The organism is Vibrio maritimus, from assembly GCF_021441885.1.
In the GTDB taxonomy this organism is placed as follows: domain Bacteria; phylum Pseudomonadota; class Gammaproteobacteria; order Enterobacterales; family Vibrionaceae; genus Vibrio; species Vibrio maritimus_B.
Genome location: NZ_CP090438.1, coordinates 321,140 through 338,171, shown reverse-complemented (window position 1 = coordinate 338,171; position 17,032 = coordinate 321,140). Strand labels below are relative to the sequence as shown.

The following is a 17,032-nucleotide window of genomic DNA, read 5'->3' as shown; positions in this document are numbered from 1 at the left end:
GAGTACGCATGGAGTTTAGTGTAAAAAGTGGCAGTCCAGAGAAACAACGCAGTGCGTGCATTGTCGTTGGTGTTTTCGAGCCACGTCGTCTCTCTCCAGTTGCAGAGCAGCTGGACAAAATCAGTGATGGCTATATCAGCTCGCTGCTTCGCCGTGGTGACCTTGAAGGTAAACCGGGCCAAATGCTTCTTCTTCACCAAGTACCAGGAGTACTATCAGAGCGTGTTCTTCTCGTAGGCTGTGGTAAAGAGCGTGAGCTTGGCGAGCGCCAATACAAAGAAATTATCCAAAAAACCATCAGCACGCTGAACGAAACAGGTTCAATGGAAGCGGTGTGCTTCCTGACAGAACTTCACGTTAAAGGTCGCGATACGTACTGGAAAGTGCGTCAAGCCGTTGAAGCAACCAAAGATGGTCTTTACACATTTGACCAGTTCAAGAGCAGCAAGCCAGAAACTCGTCGTCCACTGCGCAAGTTAGTATTCAACGTACCAACTCGCCGTGAACTAAACCTAGGCGAAAAAGCGATCGCCCACGGCCTTGCTATCTCATCTGGTGTGAAAGCGTCAAAAGACCTTGGCAACATGCCACCAAACATTGCCAACCCTGCTTATCTAGCCTCTCAAGCACGTCGTCTTGCAGATGACTATGACACCGTGACAACTAAGATCATCGGTGAGCAAGAGATGGAAAAACTGGGTATGACCTCTTACCTAGCGGTCGGTCGTGGCTCTAAGAACGAATCTATGATGTCCATAATGGAATATAAGGGCAACCCAGATCCAGACGCGAAACCTATCGTGCTTGTTGGTAAAGGTCTAACGTTCGACTCAGGCGGTATCTCACTAAAACCGGGTGAAGGTATGGATGAGATGAAGTACGACATGTGTGGTGCAGCTTCTGTATTCGGTACCATGAAAGCACTAGCGAAGCTGAACCTACCAATTAACGTTGTAGCGGTACTCGCTGGTTGTGAAAACATGCCTGGTAGTAACGCTTACCGCCCTGGTGACATCTTAACAACCATGTCCGGCCAAACGGTTGAAGTGTTGAACACGGATGCGGAAGGTCGCTTAGTATTGTGTGATGCACTAACGTACGTTGAGCGCTACGAACCAGAGTGTGTTGTTGACGTGGCTACGCTAACTGGTGCTTGTGTTATCGCACTGGGTCACCACATCAGCGGTGTTATTTCCAACCACAACCCACTTTCTCACGAGCTCGTTAACGCTTCTGAGCAAGCAGGTGACCGTGCTTGGCGTCTACCTATGGCTGACGAGTACCAAGAACAGCTCGCTAGCCCGTTTGCAGACATGGCAAACATCGGCGGCCGCCCTGGCGGTACTATCACTGCTGGCTGCTTCCTATCGCGCTTTGCGAAAAAGTATCACTGGGCTCACCTAGACATCGCTGGTACCGCATGGAAGTCGGGTAAAGCGAAAGGCTCTACCGGTCGTCCAGTCTCACTACTTGTCCAATTCTTGCTTAACCGCAGTGGCCAAGAGACTGAAGAGTAATCATAAAAAGGGCCGCAAGGCCCTTTTTTAGTTTTGAGCACCAGCAAACCCTCGGTATACAGAAGCAACGATATGAATACGGCAACGTTCTACATTATTGGTGAAAACTCTGAGCAAGCGACAGAGCGAGGCTGGTTTGCCTATGCGCACTTTCTCACTCGTCACTTCGTAGGGCAAGGTGCCAAACTCTATATCAATTGCACCGACAGGCAGCATGCGGAAGCGGTAGCGGAGTTCTTTTGGCAAGCTTCCCCAGAGCAATTTATTGCCCACAATTTAGTGGGGGAAGGACCAAAGAATGGCACACCTGTTGAAATTGGTTTTGAGGGGCTTAAACCCAGTTGGAACCGTCAATTGGTAATAAATATGGCCAATAGTCACGCAACCTTTGCGAACTCCTTTGGTCAAGTGGTAGACTTCGTCCCTTGCGAAGAAAAAGCTAAGCAAGTTGCGCGAGAAAGGTATAAAATTTACCGTCAAGCGGGCTATCAGCTACAAACCATTGAGATTCAGCATTCAGAATCCTAATCAAGGTCAATCCTTATAAGTAAGCGCGACACACTCTCGTTTATTTATAAGGTTTGGCAAATTTCTTTCACAGATTAAAGTAAGTATCCAAGAAAGCTATGGAAAAGACATATAACCCACAATCTATCGAACAAGCTCTGTACCAGACTTGGGAAGAGAAAGGCTACTTTAAGCCACACGGTGACACATCTAAAGAATCATACAGCATCATGATCCCGCCACCGAACGTCACTGGTAGCTTACACATGGGTCACGCTTTCCAAGATACCATCATGGATACACTAATCCGTGCTGAGCGCATGAAAGGCAAGAACACCCTTTGGCAGGTAGGTACCGACCACGCGGGTATCGCAACGCAAATGGTTGTTGAGCGCAAGATCGCTGCAGAAGAAGGCAAAACCAAGCACGATTACGGTCGTGATGCGTTCATCGACAAAATCTGGGAATGGAAAGGCGAGTCTGGTGGCACGATCACTAAACAGCTTCGTCGCCTAGGTGCTTCTGTCGATTGGGATCGTGAGCGCTTTACTATGGATGAAGGCCTGTCTAACGCCGTTCAAGAAGTCTTTGTTCGCCTATACGAAGACGACCTCATCTACCGCGGTAAGCGTCTGGTTAACTGGGATCCAAAGCTACACACAGCAATCTCAGATCTAGAAGTAGAAAACAAAGACAAAAAAGGCCACATGTGGCACTTCCGCTACCCACTAGCGGATGGCGTTAAGACCGCTGAAGGCAAAGACTACATCGTTGTTGCAACGACACGTCCTGAAACCATGCTTGGTGATACTGGCGTTGCCGTAAACCCAGAAGATCCGCGCTACAAAGATCTTATTGGTAAAGAAATCCTGCTTCCTATCGTTGATCGCCGCATCCCTATCGTGGGTGACGAGCATGCCGATATGGAAAAAGGCACGGGCTGTGTGAAGATCACACCTGCACACGATTTCAATGACTACGAGGTAGGTAAACGTCATCAACTACCGATGATCAACATCCTAACCTTCGATGCCAACATCCGTGACGCCGCTGAAGTATTTAACACCAACGGTGAAGCAAGCGATGCATACGCAACCGAGCTTCCAGCGAAATACCACGGCATGGAGCGCTTTGCTGCTCGTAAAGCTATCGTGGCAGAATTCGAAGAGCTGGGTCTTCTTGATGAGATCAAAGATCACGACCTAACGGTTCCTTACGGCGACCGTGGCGGCGTGGTTATTGAGCCAATGCTAACGGACCAATGGTACGTTCGTACTGCCCCTCTTGCTGAAACAGCTACCAAAGCCGTTGAAGACGGCGAAATCCAGTTCGTACCTAAGCAATACGAAAACATGTACTTCTCTTGGATGCGCGACATTCAAGACTGGTGTATCTCTCGTCAGCTTTGGTGGGGTCACCGTATCCCTGCATGGTACGACAACGACGGCAATGTATACGTAGGTCGCACTGAAGAAGAAGTTCGTGAGAAGAACGGTTTGGCTCCAGTTGTTGTACTGCGTCAAGACGATGACGTACTGGATACTTGGTTCTCTTCTGCACTATGGACATTCGGCACGCAAGGCTGGCCAGAAAACACTGAAGATCTAAAAACCTTCCACCCGTCAGACGTACTGGTAACAGGTTTCGACATCATCTTCTTCTGGGTTGCGCGCATGATCATGATGACCATGCACTTCTGTAAAGATGAAAACGGTAAGCCACAAGTACCATTTAAGACAGTTTACGTTACGGGCCTAATCCGTGACGAGAACGGCGACAAGATGTCGAAGTCAAAAGGTAACGTGCTTGACCCAATCGATATGATTGATGGTATCGACCTAGAGTCTCTGGTTGAGAAGCGTACTGGCAACATGATGCAGCCTCAACTAGCGAAGAAGATCGAGAAAAACACACGCAAGACGTTCGAAGATGGCATTGAACCATACGGTACTGACGCACTTCGCTTCACTCTTGCAGCAATGGCGTCTACCGGTCGCGATATCAACTGGGATATGAAGCGTCTTGAGGGTTACCGTAACTTCTGTAACAAGCTGTGGAACGCAAGCCGTTACGTACTGATGAACACTGAAGACCAAGATTGTGGCTTCGGCGAAGGTAACATCGAGTACTCACTAGCAGACAAGTGGATCGAGTCTCAGTTTGAACTAGCAGCAAAAGAGTTTAACGCTCACCTAGACAACTACCGTCTAGACATGGCTGCGAACACTATCTACGAGTTCATCTGGAACCAATTCTGTGACTGGTACCTAGAGCTTACTAAGCCAGTTCTATGGAAAGGTAACGAAGCACAGCAACGCGGTACACGTCGCACGCTGATCACTGTACTTGAGAAGACACTTCGTCTTGCTCACCCAGTACTGCCATACATCACTGAAACTATCTGGCAAAGCGTGAAACCGCTAGTAGACGGTGTTGAAGGCGACACAATTATGCTTCAAGCTCTGCCTCAGTTTGAGGAAGCGAACTTCAACCAAGAAGCGCTTGATGATATCGAATGGGTGAAAGCATTCATCACTAGCATCCGTAACCTTCGTGCAGAGTACGACATTGCCCCAAGCAAAGGTCTGGATGTAATGCTGAAAGTTGCTGACGAGAAAGACGCAGCACGCCTTGAAGCAAACAAAGCGGTACTCGCTTCGCTAGCTAAACTAGAAGACATCAAGGTACTGGCTGAAGGCGAAGAGACTCCAGCATGTGCAACCGCACTGGTTGGTAAGTCTGAGCTGATGATCCCAATGGCAGGTCTTATCGACAAAGACGCTGAGTTGGATCGTCTAGCGAAAGAGATCGCTAAGACTCAAGGCGAGATCAAGCGTATCGAAGGTAAGCTAGGCAACGAAGGCTTCGTAGCAAAAGCACCTGAAGCAGTCGTTGCTAAAGAGCGTGAGAAGCTAGAAGGCTACAAAGAAACGCTAGTTAAGCTTGAAGAGCAAAAGCAAACTATTGCTGCACTTTAATTAGCAAGTCTAAAAAACAGAAGCCGAGAGTGGTAACACTCTCGGCTTTTTTTATGTTTGAAGGACTGAGCTTACTTCAACACGGTCTCTAGAGCCTTCAAGCAAAGCGCGACGTTCTCTCTTCGGGCTCCATAACCCATCAAACCAATACGCCATGCTTTTCCTGCGAGCGCTCCCAGACCGGCTCCAATCTCAAGGTTGTACTCTTCTAACAGCTGCGACCTTACCGCGGCATCATCCACGCCTTCTGGAAGATAGACAGCATTAAGTTGCGGCAGACGACTTTGTTCTTCAACCACAAAACTCAGCCCCAGGTTTTCGAGCCCTTCACGTAGCAACATATGCATATCTTTATGGCGCTGCCACGCATTCTCAAGGCCTTCATTCTTCAAAAGCACCAAGGACTCATGAAGCGCGTAAAGGCTGTTTACTGGTGCTGTGTGGTGATAACTACGCTTACCTTCCCCACTCCAATAACCTAACACCAAGCTCTGATCCAAGAACCAGCTCTGAACAGGCGCTTGTCGGGACTTAATAACTTCAATGGCTGCAGGGGACAGGGTGACTGGCGATAAACCAGGAACACAAGACAAACACTTCTGGCTACCTGAGTAAACGGCATCCAACTGCCACTCGTCTACCAATAGTGGAACACCACCAAGCGAGGTTACTGCATCCACAATAGATAGCATGTTGTGCTGCTTAGCAAGCGCACCTAACGCTTTAGCATCAGTCACTGCACCAGTAGAGGTCTCAGCGTGCACAAACGCAAGGATCTTCGCATCAGGATGCTCAGCTATCGCCTGTTCGACTTTCGGTACCGAAACAGGCGCTCCCCACTCATCATCCACTACAATCGCTTCACCGCCACAGCGAACCACGTTCTCACGCATGCGCTCACCAAACACGCCGTTACGGCACACGATAACCTTATCGCCCGGCTCGACTAGGTTTACAAAGCAAGTTTCCATACCCGCACTACCCGGAGCCGAGACCGCGATTGTAAATTCATTCTCGGTTTGGAATGCGTATTTCAGTAGCGCCTTAAGCTCATCCATCATCCCGATAAAAAGCGGATCAAGGTGACCTATCGTTGGGCGGCTTAAGGCCTGCAACACTTGCGGATAGATATCGGATGGGCCAGGTCCCATTAGGGTTCGGTGAGGGGGCACAAAGCTTGAAATGGTCATGGGCAGTTATCCTATTAGGTTATTGTAGTTGTTGGGAAAAACATCACTTTGGACGTCAATGCCATCTACAATGGCGAAAAAACAACATTTTTGCAACATCCAACCACTCAAGTTTTTCATGTGAAATGCATAAACATCCATTGACTTTTGACACGCAAAAACGTTGAATAAACACACTATCTGCAGCCAATCGTTTTCATTGACGTTATCGATGCTGCAGCGGAAGAGGAGCACTGCCCAGGCAAGTGATTTGTGAAGCCGCAACTTCAATACAATTCACTCATGGGGAGCAGTGCCGAGATGAACTAAACTTGTCGGATTTAGTTTGTCGGTTAAATGGGCTGAATCCCTTTAACTGTCACCAAGAATTGGTGAAGAGCTTCTGAGGTCTATTCTAATATTCATATTCCTCTGCTCTATTTCTCTCTTCAAACATCGGATGTTGGGTTACCAACCTTAAACTTTAACTGGAAGTCCTGGAGAAACACTGTGAGCGCATTCAATGTAGCTAAATTTGGCGGAACTAGCGTCGCCAACTTCGAAGCCATGAGCCGTTGTGCCGAAATCATCGAAAATAACCCGCAAACCAAATTGGTTGTTAGCAGCGCTTGTTCAGGCGTGACCAACATCTTGGTTGAACTTGCAAATGGCGTTAAAGACGAGACTCGTCGCGCTGAGCTCATTAGCAAGCTTCGCAATATCCATACCGACATCATGTCAAAGCTTAATGATGTCAGCTCTATTGAAGCACGTGTAGACGCTCTGATCGATAAGGTAGCGACGCTATCGGAAGCCGCTTGCATTGCCGCGACTCCAAAGCTTACCGACCACCTAGTGGCATGTGGTGAACGTATGTCGACACACATCCTGACTCGCTTAATGCAAGAACGTGGTATCGATGCGGTGCGTTTTGATATTCGTGAAGCGCTTAAGACAGACAGTGATTACGGTAAAGCAGAACCAAACATCGAAGCAACCAAAGCAGCAGCGAGCGAGAAGCTGGTTCCTCTTTGTAAGCAGCACGTAGTGGTTACGCAGGGCTTTATCGGCTCTGATGAAGATGGCGAGACAACGACATTAGGTCGTGGTGGTAGTGATTACAGCGCGGCACTTATCGCTGAAGCCGTAGAAGCTGCAGGTCTTGAAATCTGGACCGACGTACCTGGTATCTACACTACCGACCCACGCATTGCACCCAATGCTCGTCCTATCCCAGAGATCAGCTTCAGTGAAGCCTCTGAAATGGCTAACTTCGGTGCCAAGATCCTGCACCCTTCAACACTACTACCTGCACTGCGTCATCAAATCCCAGTTTTTGTAGGTTCATCGAAAGCACCACAAGAAGGTGGCACTTGGGTACGACAAACCGTAGAGAGCGCACCTCTATTCCGCGCACTAGCTCTGCGCAATAACCAAACCATGGTAACACTGCGTAACCCTCGTATGTTCCAAGCCTATGGTTTCTTGGCAAACGTGTTTACAGTGCTTGCTAAACACAAGATCTCTGTTGATCTAGTAACGACTTCTGAGGTCAGTGTTTCTCTAACACTTGATCAAACTGACACGGGTGGCGGTGCACCAGAGCTCCCACTTGAAGCACAGCAAGAACTAGAGCAACTTTGTACTGTTGAAGTCAAACAAGGGCTTAGCCTTGTCGCGCTTATCGGCAACCAAATGAGTGAGACTAAGGGCTCTGCTGCGGAAGTATTCGATACTCTAGACAGCTTCAATATTCGCATGATCTGCTATGGCGCTAGCCCACATAACCTTTGCTTCCTTCTAGACGAAGGCGAAGCTAAAGATGCGGTAAAAGCATTGCATGAAGACTTGTTTGAGTAGACGGGAAACATTAAATAAAGGCGGTAGAAATACCGCCTTTTTTGTATCTATTGAATGGCAGAGGATTGAACTTCAAAAAGCTATAGATGTAAAAAGCCCTAGTCTTTCGACTAGGGCTTAGTATAAGTGGCGGAGTGGACGGGACTCGAACCCGCGACCCCCGGCGTGACAGGCCGGTATTCTAACCAACTGAACTACCACTCCGCAGTGGTATACTCGCTAATGCAAGTGTCCAAAATTTAAAGCCTGGCGATGTCCTACTCTCACATGGGGAAGCCCCACACTACCATCGGCGCTATTGCGTTTCACTTCTGAGTTCGGCATGGAGTCAGGTGGGTCCACAACGCTATGGTCGCCAAGCAAATTCTTAATTCGGAAAGCTGTTAATGCGTTCTCATACACATTCAATTCGTTCTTGCTTTGAGTCCATCAAAACCCTTTGGGTGTTGTATGGTTAAGCCTCACGGGCAATTAGTACAGGTTAGCTCAACGCCTCACAACGCTTACACACCCTGCCTATCAACGTTCTAGTCTCGAACAACCCTTTAGGACGCTTAAAGCGCCAGGGAAGACTCATCTCAGGGCTCGCTTCCCGCTTAGATGCTTTCAGCGGTTATCGATTCCGAACTTAGCTACCGGGCAATGCGATTGGCATCACAACCCGAACACCAGAGGTTCGTCCACTCCGGTCCTCTCGTACTAGGAGCAGCCCCCTTCAATCTTCCAACGCCCACGGCAGATAGGGACCGAACTGTCTCACGACGTTCTAAACCCAGCTCGCGTACCACTTTAAATGGCGAACAGCCATACCCTTGGGACCGACTTCAGCCCCAGGATGTGATGAGCCGACATCGAGGTGCCAAACACCGCCGTCGATATGAACTCTTGGGCGGTATCAGCCTGTTATCCCCGGAGTACCTTTTATCCGTTGAGCGATGGCCCTTCCATTCAGAACCACCGGATCACTATGACCTGCTTTCGCACCTGCTCGAATTGTCATTCTCGCAGTCAAGCGGGCTTATGCCATTGCACTAACCTCACGATGTCCAACCGTGATTAGCCCACCTTCGTGCTCCTCCGTTACTCTTTGGGAGGAGACCGCCCCAGTCAAACTACCCACCAGGCACTGTCCGCAACCCCGATAAGGGGTCGACGTTAGAACATCAACACTACAAGGGTGGTATTTCAAGGACGGCTCCACTAATACTGGCGTACTAGTTTCAAAGCCTCCCACCTATCCTACACATGTAGGGTCAATGTTCAGTGCCAAGCTGTAGTAAAGGTTCACGGGGTCTTTCCGTCTAGCCGCGGGTACACTGCATCTTCACAGCGATTTCAATTTCACTGAGTCTCGGGTGGAGACAGCGTGGCCATCATTACGCCATTCGTGCAGGTCGGAACTTACCCGACAAGGAATTTCGCTACCTTAGGACCGTTATAGTTACGGCCGCCGTTTACCGGGGCTTCGATCAAGAGCTTCGACCGAAGTCTAACCCCATCAATTAACCTTCCGGCACCGGGCAGGCGTCACACCGTATACGTCATCTTACGATTTTGCACAGTGCTGTGTTTTTAATAAACAGTTGCAGCCACCTGGTATCTGCGACTCCCCATAGCTCCATCCGCAAGGGACTTCACCGCGAGGAGCGTACCTTCTCCCGAAGTTACGGTACCATTTTGCCTAGTTCCTTCACCCGAGTTCTCTCAAGCGCCTTGGTATTCTCTACCCGACCACCTGTGTCGGTTTGGGGTACGATTCCTTACAATCTGAAGCTTAGAGGCTTTTCCTGGAAGCATGGCATCAATGACTTCACTACCGTAGTAGCTCGACGTCGTGTCTCAGCCTTAAAGAGAGCCGGATTTACCTAACTCTCAAGCCTACGCACTTGAACCTGGACAACCGTCGCCAGGCCCACCTAGCCTTCTCCGTCCCCCCATCGCAATTGTAAGAAGTACGGGAATATTAACCCGTTTCCCATCGACTACGCCTTTCGGCCTCGCCTTAGGGGTCGACTCACCCTGCCCCGATTAACGTTGGACAGGAACCCTTGGTCTTCCGGCGAGGAGGTTTTTCACCCCCTTTATCGTTACTCATGTCAGCATTCGCACTTCTGATACCTCCAGCAAACCTTACAGTTCACCTTCAACGGCTTACAGAACGCTCCCCTACCCAATACATAAATGCATTGCCGCAGCTTCGGTTTATAGCTTAGCCCCGTTACATCTTCCGCGCAGGCCGACTCGACTAGTGAGCTATTACGCTTTCTTTAAATGATGGCTGCTTCTAAGCCAACATCCTAGCTGTCTAAGCCTTCCCACATCGTTTCCCACTTAGCTATAATTTGGGACCTTAGCTGGCGGTCTGGGTTGTTTCCCTCTCCACGACGGACGTTAGCACCCGCCGTGTGTCTCCCGGATAGTACTTACTGGTATTCGGAGTTTGCAAAGGGTTGGTAAGTCGGGATGACCCCCTAGCCTTAACAGTGCTCTACCCCCAGTAGTATTCGTCCGAGGCTCTACCTAAATAGATTTCGGGGAGAACCAGCTATCTCCAGGTTTGATTGGCCTTTCACCCCTAGCCACAAGTCATCCGCTAATTTTTCAACATTAGTCGGTTCGGTCCTCCAGTTGATGTTACTCAACCTTCAACCTGCCCATGGCTAGATCACCTGGTTTCGGGTCTATATCCAGAGACTGAACGCCCAGTTAAGACTCGGTTTCCCTACGGCTCCCCTAAACGGTTAACCTTGCCACTGAATATAAGTCGCTGACCCATTATACAAAAGGTACGCAGTCACACCACGAAGGTGCTCCTACTGCTTGTACGTACACGGTTTCAGGTTCTATTTCACTCCCCTCACAGGGGTTCTTTTCGCCTTTCCCTCACGGTACTGGTTCACTATCGGTCAGTCAGTAGTATTTAGCCTTGGAGGATGGTCCCCCCATATTCAGACAGGATATCACGTGTCCCGCCCTACTCGATTTCACTGATGATGAGATGTCGGTTACGGGGCTATCACCCTGTATCGCGGCACTTTCCAGAGCCTTCACCTGTCTCATTAAAAGCTTAAGGGCTAATCCAATTTCGCTCGCCGCTACTTTCGGAATCTCGGTTGATTTCTCTTCCTCGGGGTACTTAGATGTTTCAGTTCCCCCGGTTCGCCTCGCTGAGCTATGTATTCACTCAGCGATACCTACTTATGTAGGTGGGTTTCCCCATTCAGGAATCTCAGACTCACAGGTTATTACTACCTAATCTGAGCTTATCGCAAGTTATTACGCCTTTCATCGCCTCTGACTGCCAAGGCATCCACCGTGTACGCTTAGTCACTTAACCATACAACCCCAAAGGGTCTTTCTATTTGTCTTCACTTTTGAAAAGTGAAAGCAAACGGTCAAACAACCAAAGTTGTCTGCATTTTTATACATGTGCAGACTCGATTTTGCCGGACTCAAATATGAATAGCTTTCGCTATTCCCAAGAACACTTGAATGTGTGTTGGTACCTAATTCTAAGAATTAGGATTTGAGAACTTTTAATTGAATAAGAATAATCAATTCTTATTCGTCAGCTTTCCAAATTGTTAAAGAGCTAATTACTTTAAATAAGTAACCATTTTTAAATATTCTCGAGAGAAAACACTTAAAGATGGTGGAGCTATGCGGGATCGAACCGCAGACCTCTTCGCTGCCAGCGAAGCGCTCTCCCAGCTGAGCTATAGCCCCATCTGGAAAAGGTTTCCTTACTCTTAACTTACAAACCTAATCAATCTGTGTGAACACTCATCGCAATAATCTTTCGTATAAGGAGGTGATCCAGCCCCAGGTTCCCCTAGGGCTACCTTGTTACGACTTCACCCCAGTCATGAACCACAAAGTGGTGAGCGTCCTCCCGAAGGTTAAACTACCCACTTCTTTTGCAGCCCACTCCCATGGTGTGACGGGCGGTGTGTACAAGGCCCGGGAACGTATTCACCGTGGCATTCTGATCCACGATTACTAGCGATTCCGACTTCATGGAGTCGAGTTGCAGACTCCAATCCGGACTACGACGCACTTTTTGGGATTCGCTCACTTTCGCAAGTTGGCCGCCCTCTGTATGCGCCATTGTAGCACGTGTGTAGCCCTACTCGTAAGGGCCATGATGACTTGACGTCGTCCCCACCTTCCTCCGGTTTATCACCGGCAGTCTCCCTGGAGTTCCCACCCGAAGTGCTGGCAAACAAGGATAAGGGTTGCGCTCGTTGCGGGACTTAACCCAACATTTCACAACACGAGCTGACGACAGCCATGCAGCACCTGTCTCAGAGTTCCCGAAGGCACCAAAGCATCTCTGCTAAGTTCTCTGGATGTCAAGAGTAGGTAAGGTTCTTCGCGTTGCATCGAATTAAACCACATGCTCCACCGCTTGTGCGGGCCCCCGTCAATTCATTTGAGTTTTAATCTTGCGACCGTACTCCCCAGGCGGTCTACTTAACGCGTTAGCTCCGAAAGCCACGGCTCAAGGCCACAACCTCCAAGTAGACATCGTTTACGGCGTGGACTACCAGGGTATCTAATCCTGTTTGCTCCCCACGCTTTCGCATCTGAGTGTCAGTATCTGTCCAGGGGGCCGCCTTCGCCACCGGTATTCCTTCAGATCTCTACGCATTTCACCGCTACACCTGAAATTCTACCCCCCTCTACAGTACTCTAGTCAGCCAGTTTCAAATGCAGTTCCGAGGTTGAGCCCCGGGCTTTCACATCTGACTTAACTAACCACCTGCATGCGCTTTACGCCCAGTAATTCCGATTAACGCTCGCACCCTCCGTATTACCGCGGCTGCTGGCACGGAGTTAGCCGGTGCTTCTTCTGTCGCTAACGTCAAACGATGCCGCTATTAACGACACCGCCTTCCTCACGACTGAAAGTGCTTTACAACCCGAAGGCCTTCTTCACACACGCGGCATGGCTGCATCAGGCTTGCGCCCATTGTGCAATATTCCCCACTGCTGCCTCCCGTAGGAGTCTGGACCGTGTCTCAGTTCCAGTGTGGCTGATCATCCTCTCAGACCAGCTAGGGATCGTCGCCTTGGTGAGCCATTACCTCACCAACTAGCTAATCCCACCTGGGCATATCCTGACGCGAGAGGCCCGAAGGTCCCCCTCTTTGAGCCGAAGCTATTATGCGGTATTAGCCATCGTTTCCAATGGTTATCCCCCACATCAGGGCAATTTCCCAGGCATTACTCACCCGTCCGCCGCTCGACGCCGTTAACGTTCCCCGAAGGTTCAGTTAACTCGTTTCCGCTCGACTTGCATGTGTTAGGCCTGCCGCCAGCGTTCAATCTGAGCCATGATCAAACTCTTCAATTTAAGATTTTGTCGGCTCAATGAATACTGACTTTAAACTACCTTAGTAATCTAAAGCTATTATCGTTACAACAGAACGATAATGAATTGACTGTGCCAAGTCTTTCGACTTGATTGGTCACTCAGTTCATTGAAAACCTAATTTGATACCGAAGTATCTAATTTGATTATCATCAACGAGTGCCCACACAGATTGATAGGTTTATATTGTTAAAGAGCTTTGCTTTCAGTGCCTTAGCACTTAAGCAGGACGCGTATAATACGCTTTCCACTTTGAAAGTCAACATAAAACTCTAAGAAAATCTCTTAAAACTTTATGGTGACCCGTCTACTTAAAGACAAGTCAAAATTAAAGCCTGGCGATGTCCTACTCTCACATGGGGAAGCCCCACACTACCATCGGCGCTATTGCGTTTCACTTCTGAGTTCGGCATGGAGTCAGGTGGGTCCACAACGCTATGGTCGCCAAGCAAATTCTTTAATTCGGAAAGCTGTTAATGCGTTCTCATACACATTCAATGTTCTTACTTTGAGTCCATCAAAACCCTTTGGGTGTTGTATGGTTAAGCCTCACGGGCAATTAGTACAGGTTAGCTCAACGCCTCACAACGCTTACACACCCTGCCTATCAACGTTCTAGTCTCGAACAACCCTTTAGGACACTTAAAGTGCCAGGGAAGACTCATCTCAGGGCTCGCTTCCCGCTTAGATGCTTTCAGCGGTTATCGATTCCGAACTTAGCTACCGGGCAATGCGTCTGGCGACACAACCCGAACACCAGAGGTTCGTCCACTCCGGTCCTCTCGTACTAGGAGCAGCCCCCTTCAATCTTCCAACGCCCACGGCAGATAGGGACCGAACTGTCTCACGACGTTCTAAACCCAGCTCGCGTACCACTTTAAATGGCGAACAGCCATACCCTTGGGACCGACTTCAGCCCCAGGATGTGATGAGCCGACATCGAGGTGCCAAACACCGCCGTCGATATGAACTCTTGGGCGGTATCAGCCTGTTATCCCCGGAGTACCTTTTATCCGTTGAGCGATGGCCCTTCCATTCAGAACCACCGGATCACTATGACCTGCTTTCGCACCTGCTCGAATTGTCATTCTCGCAGTCAAGCGGGCTTATGCCATTGCACTAACCTCACGATGTCCAACCGTGATTAGCCCACCTTCGTGCTCCTCCGTTACTCTTTGGGAGGAGACCGCCCCAGTCAAACTACCCACCAGGCACTGTCCGCAACCCCGATAAGGGGTCGACGTTAGAACATCAACACTACAAGGGTGGTATTTCAAGGACGGCTCCACTAATACTGGCGTACTAGTTTCAAAGCCTCCCACCTATCCTACACATGTAGGGTCAATGTTCAGTGCCAAGCTGTAGTAAAGGTTCACGGGGTCTTTCCGTCTAGCCGCGGGTACACTGCATCTTCACAGCGATTTCAATTTCACTGAGTCTCGGGTGGAGACAGCGTGGCCATCATTACGCCATTCGTGCAGGTCGGAACTTACCCGACAAGGAATTTCGCTACCTTAGGACCGTTATAGTTACGGCCGCCGTTTACCGGGGCTTCGATCAAGAGCTTCGACCGAAGTCTAACCCCATCAATTAACCTTCCGGCACCGGGCAGGCGTCACACCGTATACGTCATCTTACGATTTTGCACAGTGCTGTGTTTTTAATAAACAGTTGCAGCCACCTGGTATCTGCGACTCCCCATAGCTCCATCCGCAAGGGACTTCACCGCGAGGAGCGTACCTTCTCCCGAAGTTACGGTACCATTTTGCCTAGTTCCTTCACCCGAGTTCTCTCAAGCGCCTTGGTATTCTCTACCCGACCACCTGTGTCGGTTTGGGGTACGATTCCTTACAATCTGAAGCTTAGAGGCTTTTCCTGGAAGCATGGCATCAATGACTTCACTACCGTAGTAGCTCGACATCGTGTCTCAGCCTTAAAGAGAGCCGGATTTACCTAACTCTCAAGCCTACGCACTTGAACCTGGACAACCGTCGCCAGGCCCACCTAGCCTTCTCCGTCCCCCCATCGCAATTGTAAGAAGTACGGGAATATTAACCCGTTTCCCATCGACTACGCCTTTCGGCCTCGCCTTAGGGGTCGACTCACCCTGCCCCGATTAACGTTGGACAGGAACCCTTGGTCTTCCGGCGAGGAGGTTTTTCACCCCCTTTATCGTTACTCATGTCAGCATTCGCACTTCTGATACCTCCAGCAGACCTTACAATCCACCTTCAACGGCTTACAGAACGCTCCCCTACCCAATACATAAAATGCATTGCCGCAGCTTCGGTTTATAGCTTAGCCCCGTTACATCTTCCGCGCAGGCCGACTCGACTAGTGAGCTATTACGCTTTCTTTAAATGATGGCTGCTTCTAAGCCAACATCCTAGCTGTCTAAGCCTTCCCACATCGTTTCCCACTTAGCTATAATTTGGGACCTTAGCTGGCGGTCTGGGTTGTTTCCCTCTCCACGACGGACGTTAGCACCCGCCGTGTGTCTCCCGGATAGTACTTACTGGTATTCGGAGTTTGCAAAGGGTTGGTAAGTCGGGATGACCCCCTAGCCTTAACAGTGCTCTACCCCCAGTAGTATTCGTCCGAGGCTCTACCTAAATAGATTTCGGGGAGAACCAGCTATCTCCAGGTTTGATTGGCCTTTCACCCCTAGCCACAAGTCATCCGCTAATTTTTCAACATTAGTCGGTTCGGTCCTCCAGTTGATGTTACTCAACCTTCAACCTGCCCATGGCTAGATCACCTGGTTTCGGGTCTATATCCAGAGACTGAACGCCCAGTTAAGACTCGGTTTCCCTACGGCTCCCCTAAACGGTTAACCTTGCCACTGAATATAAGTCGCTGACCCATTATACAAAAGGTACGCAGTCACACCACGAAGGTGCTCCTACTGCTTGTACGTACACGGTTTCAGGTTCTATTTCACTCCCCTCACAGGGGTTCTTTTCGCCTTTCCCTCACGGTACTGGTTCACTATCGGTCAGTCAGTAGTATTTAGCCTTGGAGGATGGTCCCCCCATATTCAGACAGGATATCACGTGTCCCGCCCTACTCGATTTCACTGATGATGAGATGTCGGTTACGGGGCTATCACCCTGTATCGCGGCACTTTCCAGAGCCTTCACCTGTCTCATTAAAAGCTTAAGGGCTAATCCAATTTCGCTCGCCGCTACTTTCGGAATCTCGGTTGATTTCTCTTCCTCGGGGTACTTAGATGTTTCAGTTCCCCCGGTTCGCCTCGCTGAGCTATGTATTCACTCAGCGATACCTGCTTATGCAGGTGGGTTTCCCCATTCAGGAATCCCAGACTCAAAGGTTATTACTACCTAATCTGGGCTTATCGCAAGTTATTACGCCTTTCATCGCCTCTGACTGCCAAGGCATCCACCGTGTACGCTTAGTCACTTAACCATACAACCCCAAAGAGTTTCAGATGAAATCTTGAGATTGTGCATTTGCTTTCACTTTTGAAAAGTGAAGACAAACTGGTAAACAACCAAAGTTGTCTGCAATTTTTATACATGATGCAGACTCGATTTTGCCGGACTCAAATATGAATCACTTTCGTGATTCCCAAGAACACTTGAATGTGTGTTGGTACCTACATCTTTC

General features: G+C 49.3%; 5 protein-coding genes, 2 tRNA genes, 5 rRNA genes and 1 riboswitch. Of the genes, 4 read left to right on the top strand and 8 right to left on the bottom strand.

From position 1 onward, the window contains the following. The first annotated feature begins 8 nt into the window (after positions 1-8). From pepA to LY387_RS01520, 3 genes are all read left to right on the top strand, one after another. Positions 9-1,517, top strand: coding sequence for a leucyl aminopeptidase (gene pepA / locus LY387_RS01530; protein WP_234495096.1), 1,509 nt, complete (start codon positions 9-11; stop codon positions 1,515-1,517). Between the two features lie 72 nt (positions 1,518-1,589). Beyond that, entirely contained in the window at positions 1,590-2,045 is a 456-nt protein-coding gene (locus LY387_RS01525; RefSeq protein ID WP_234495095.1) for a DNA polymerase III subunit chi, read from the top strand. 98 nt (positions 2,046-2,143) lie between these two features. Next, the gene (locus LY387_RS01520) at positions 2,144-5,002 is read left to right on the top strand and encodes a valine--tRNA ligase (protein ID WP_234495094.1); all 2,859 of its coding nucleotides are present in this window, start codon (positions 2,144-2,146) and stop codon (positions 5,000-5,002) included. Between the two features lie 71 nt (positions 5,003-5,073). On the opposite strand, the gene LY387_RS01515 is transcribed toward LY387_RS01520, so the two are convergent. Next, entirely contained in the window at positions 5,074-6,192 is a 1,119-nt protein-coding gene (locus LY387_RS01515) for a pyridoxal-phosphate-dependent aminotransferase family protein (RefSeq protein WP_234495093.1), read from the bottom strand. A 215-nt stretch (positions 6,193-6,407) separates the two neighbouring features. Then, positions 6,408-6,582, top strand: a riboswitch (Lysine riboswitch). Between the two features lie 99 nt (positions 6,583-6,681). Between LY387_RS01515 and lysC the strand changes: the two genes are divergently transcribed. Beyond that, the gene (gene lysC, locus LY387_RS01510; protein ID WP_234495092.1) at positions 6,682-8,031 is read left to right on the top strand and encodes a lysine-sensitive aspartokinase 3; all 1,350 of its coding nucleotides are present in this window, start codon (positions 6,682-6,684) and stop codon (positions 8,029-8,031) included. Positions 8,032-8,158: 127 nt separating this feature from the next. Here the strand turns inward: lysC and LY387_RS01505 are convergent. The 7 genes from LY387_RS01505 to LY387_RS01475 all read right to left on the bottom strand — a co-directional run bounded on the left by LY387_RS01505 (position 8,159) and on the right by LY387_RS01475 (position 16,831). Beyond that, a tRNA-Asp gene (locus LY387_RS01505) sits at positions 8,159-8,235 on the bottom strand. A gap of 40 nt (positions 8,236-8,275) precedes the next feature. Then, positions 8,276-8,391: ribosomal RNA gene (gene rrf, locus LY387_RS01500) — 5S ribosomal RNA — on the bottom strand. A 90-nt stretch (positions 8,392-8,481) separates the two neighbouring features. Next, positions 8,482-11,368, bottom strand: a 23S ribosomal RNA gene (locus LY387_RS01495). A gap of 313 nt (positions 11,369-11,681) precedes the next feature. After that, positions 11,682-11,757 (bottom strand) — tRNA-Ala (locus LY387_RS01490). A gap of 78 nt (positions 11,758-11,835) precedes the next feature. Next, positions 11,836-13,387: ribosomal RNA gene (locus tag LY387_RS01485) — 16S ribosomal RNA — on the bottom strand. A gap of 351 nt (positions 13,388-13,738) precedes the next feature. Further along, positions 13,739-13,854, bottom strand: a 5S ribosomal RNA gene (gene rrf / locus LY387_RS01480). An 89-nt stretch (positions 13,855-13,943) separates the two neighbouring features. Next, positions 13,944-16,831, bottom strand: a 23S ribosomal RNA gene (locus LY387_RS01475). The 16S, 23S and 5S rRNA genes sit together here with 2 tRNA genes alongside, the layout of an rRNA operon. Positions 16,832-17,032: the final 201 nt, after the last annotated feature.

Excerpts from the sequence above, each read along its gene's own strand:
- pepA (WP_234495096.1), top strand. The coding sequence starts at position 9 with ATGGAGTTTAGTGTAAAAAGTGGCAGTCCAGAGAAACAACGCAGTGCG.
- LY387_RS01515 (WP_234495093.1), bottom strand. The coding sequence starts at position 6,192 with ATGACCATTTCAAGCTTTGTGCCCCCTCACCGAACCCTAATGGGACCT.
- LY387_RS01520 (WP_234495094.1), top strand. The coding sequence starts at position 2,144 with ATGGAAAAGACATATAACCCACAATCTATCGAACAAGCTCTGTACCAG.
- LY387_RS01525 (WP_234495095.1), top strand. The coding sequence starts at position 1,590 with ATGAATACGGCAACGTTCTACATTATTGGTGAAAACTCTGAGCAAGCG.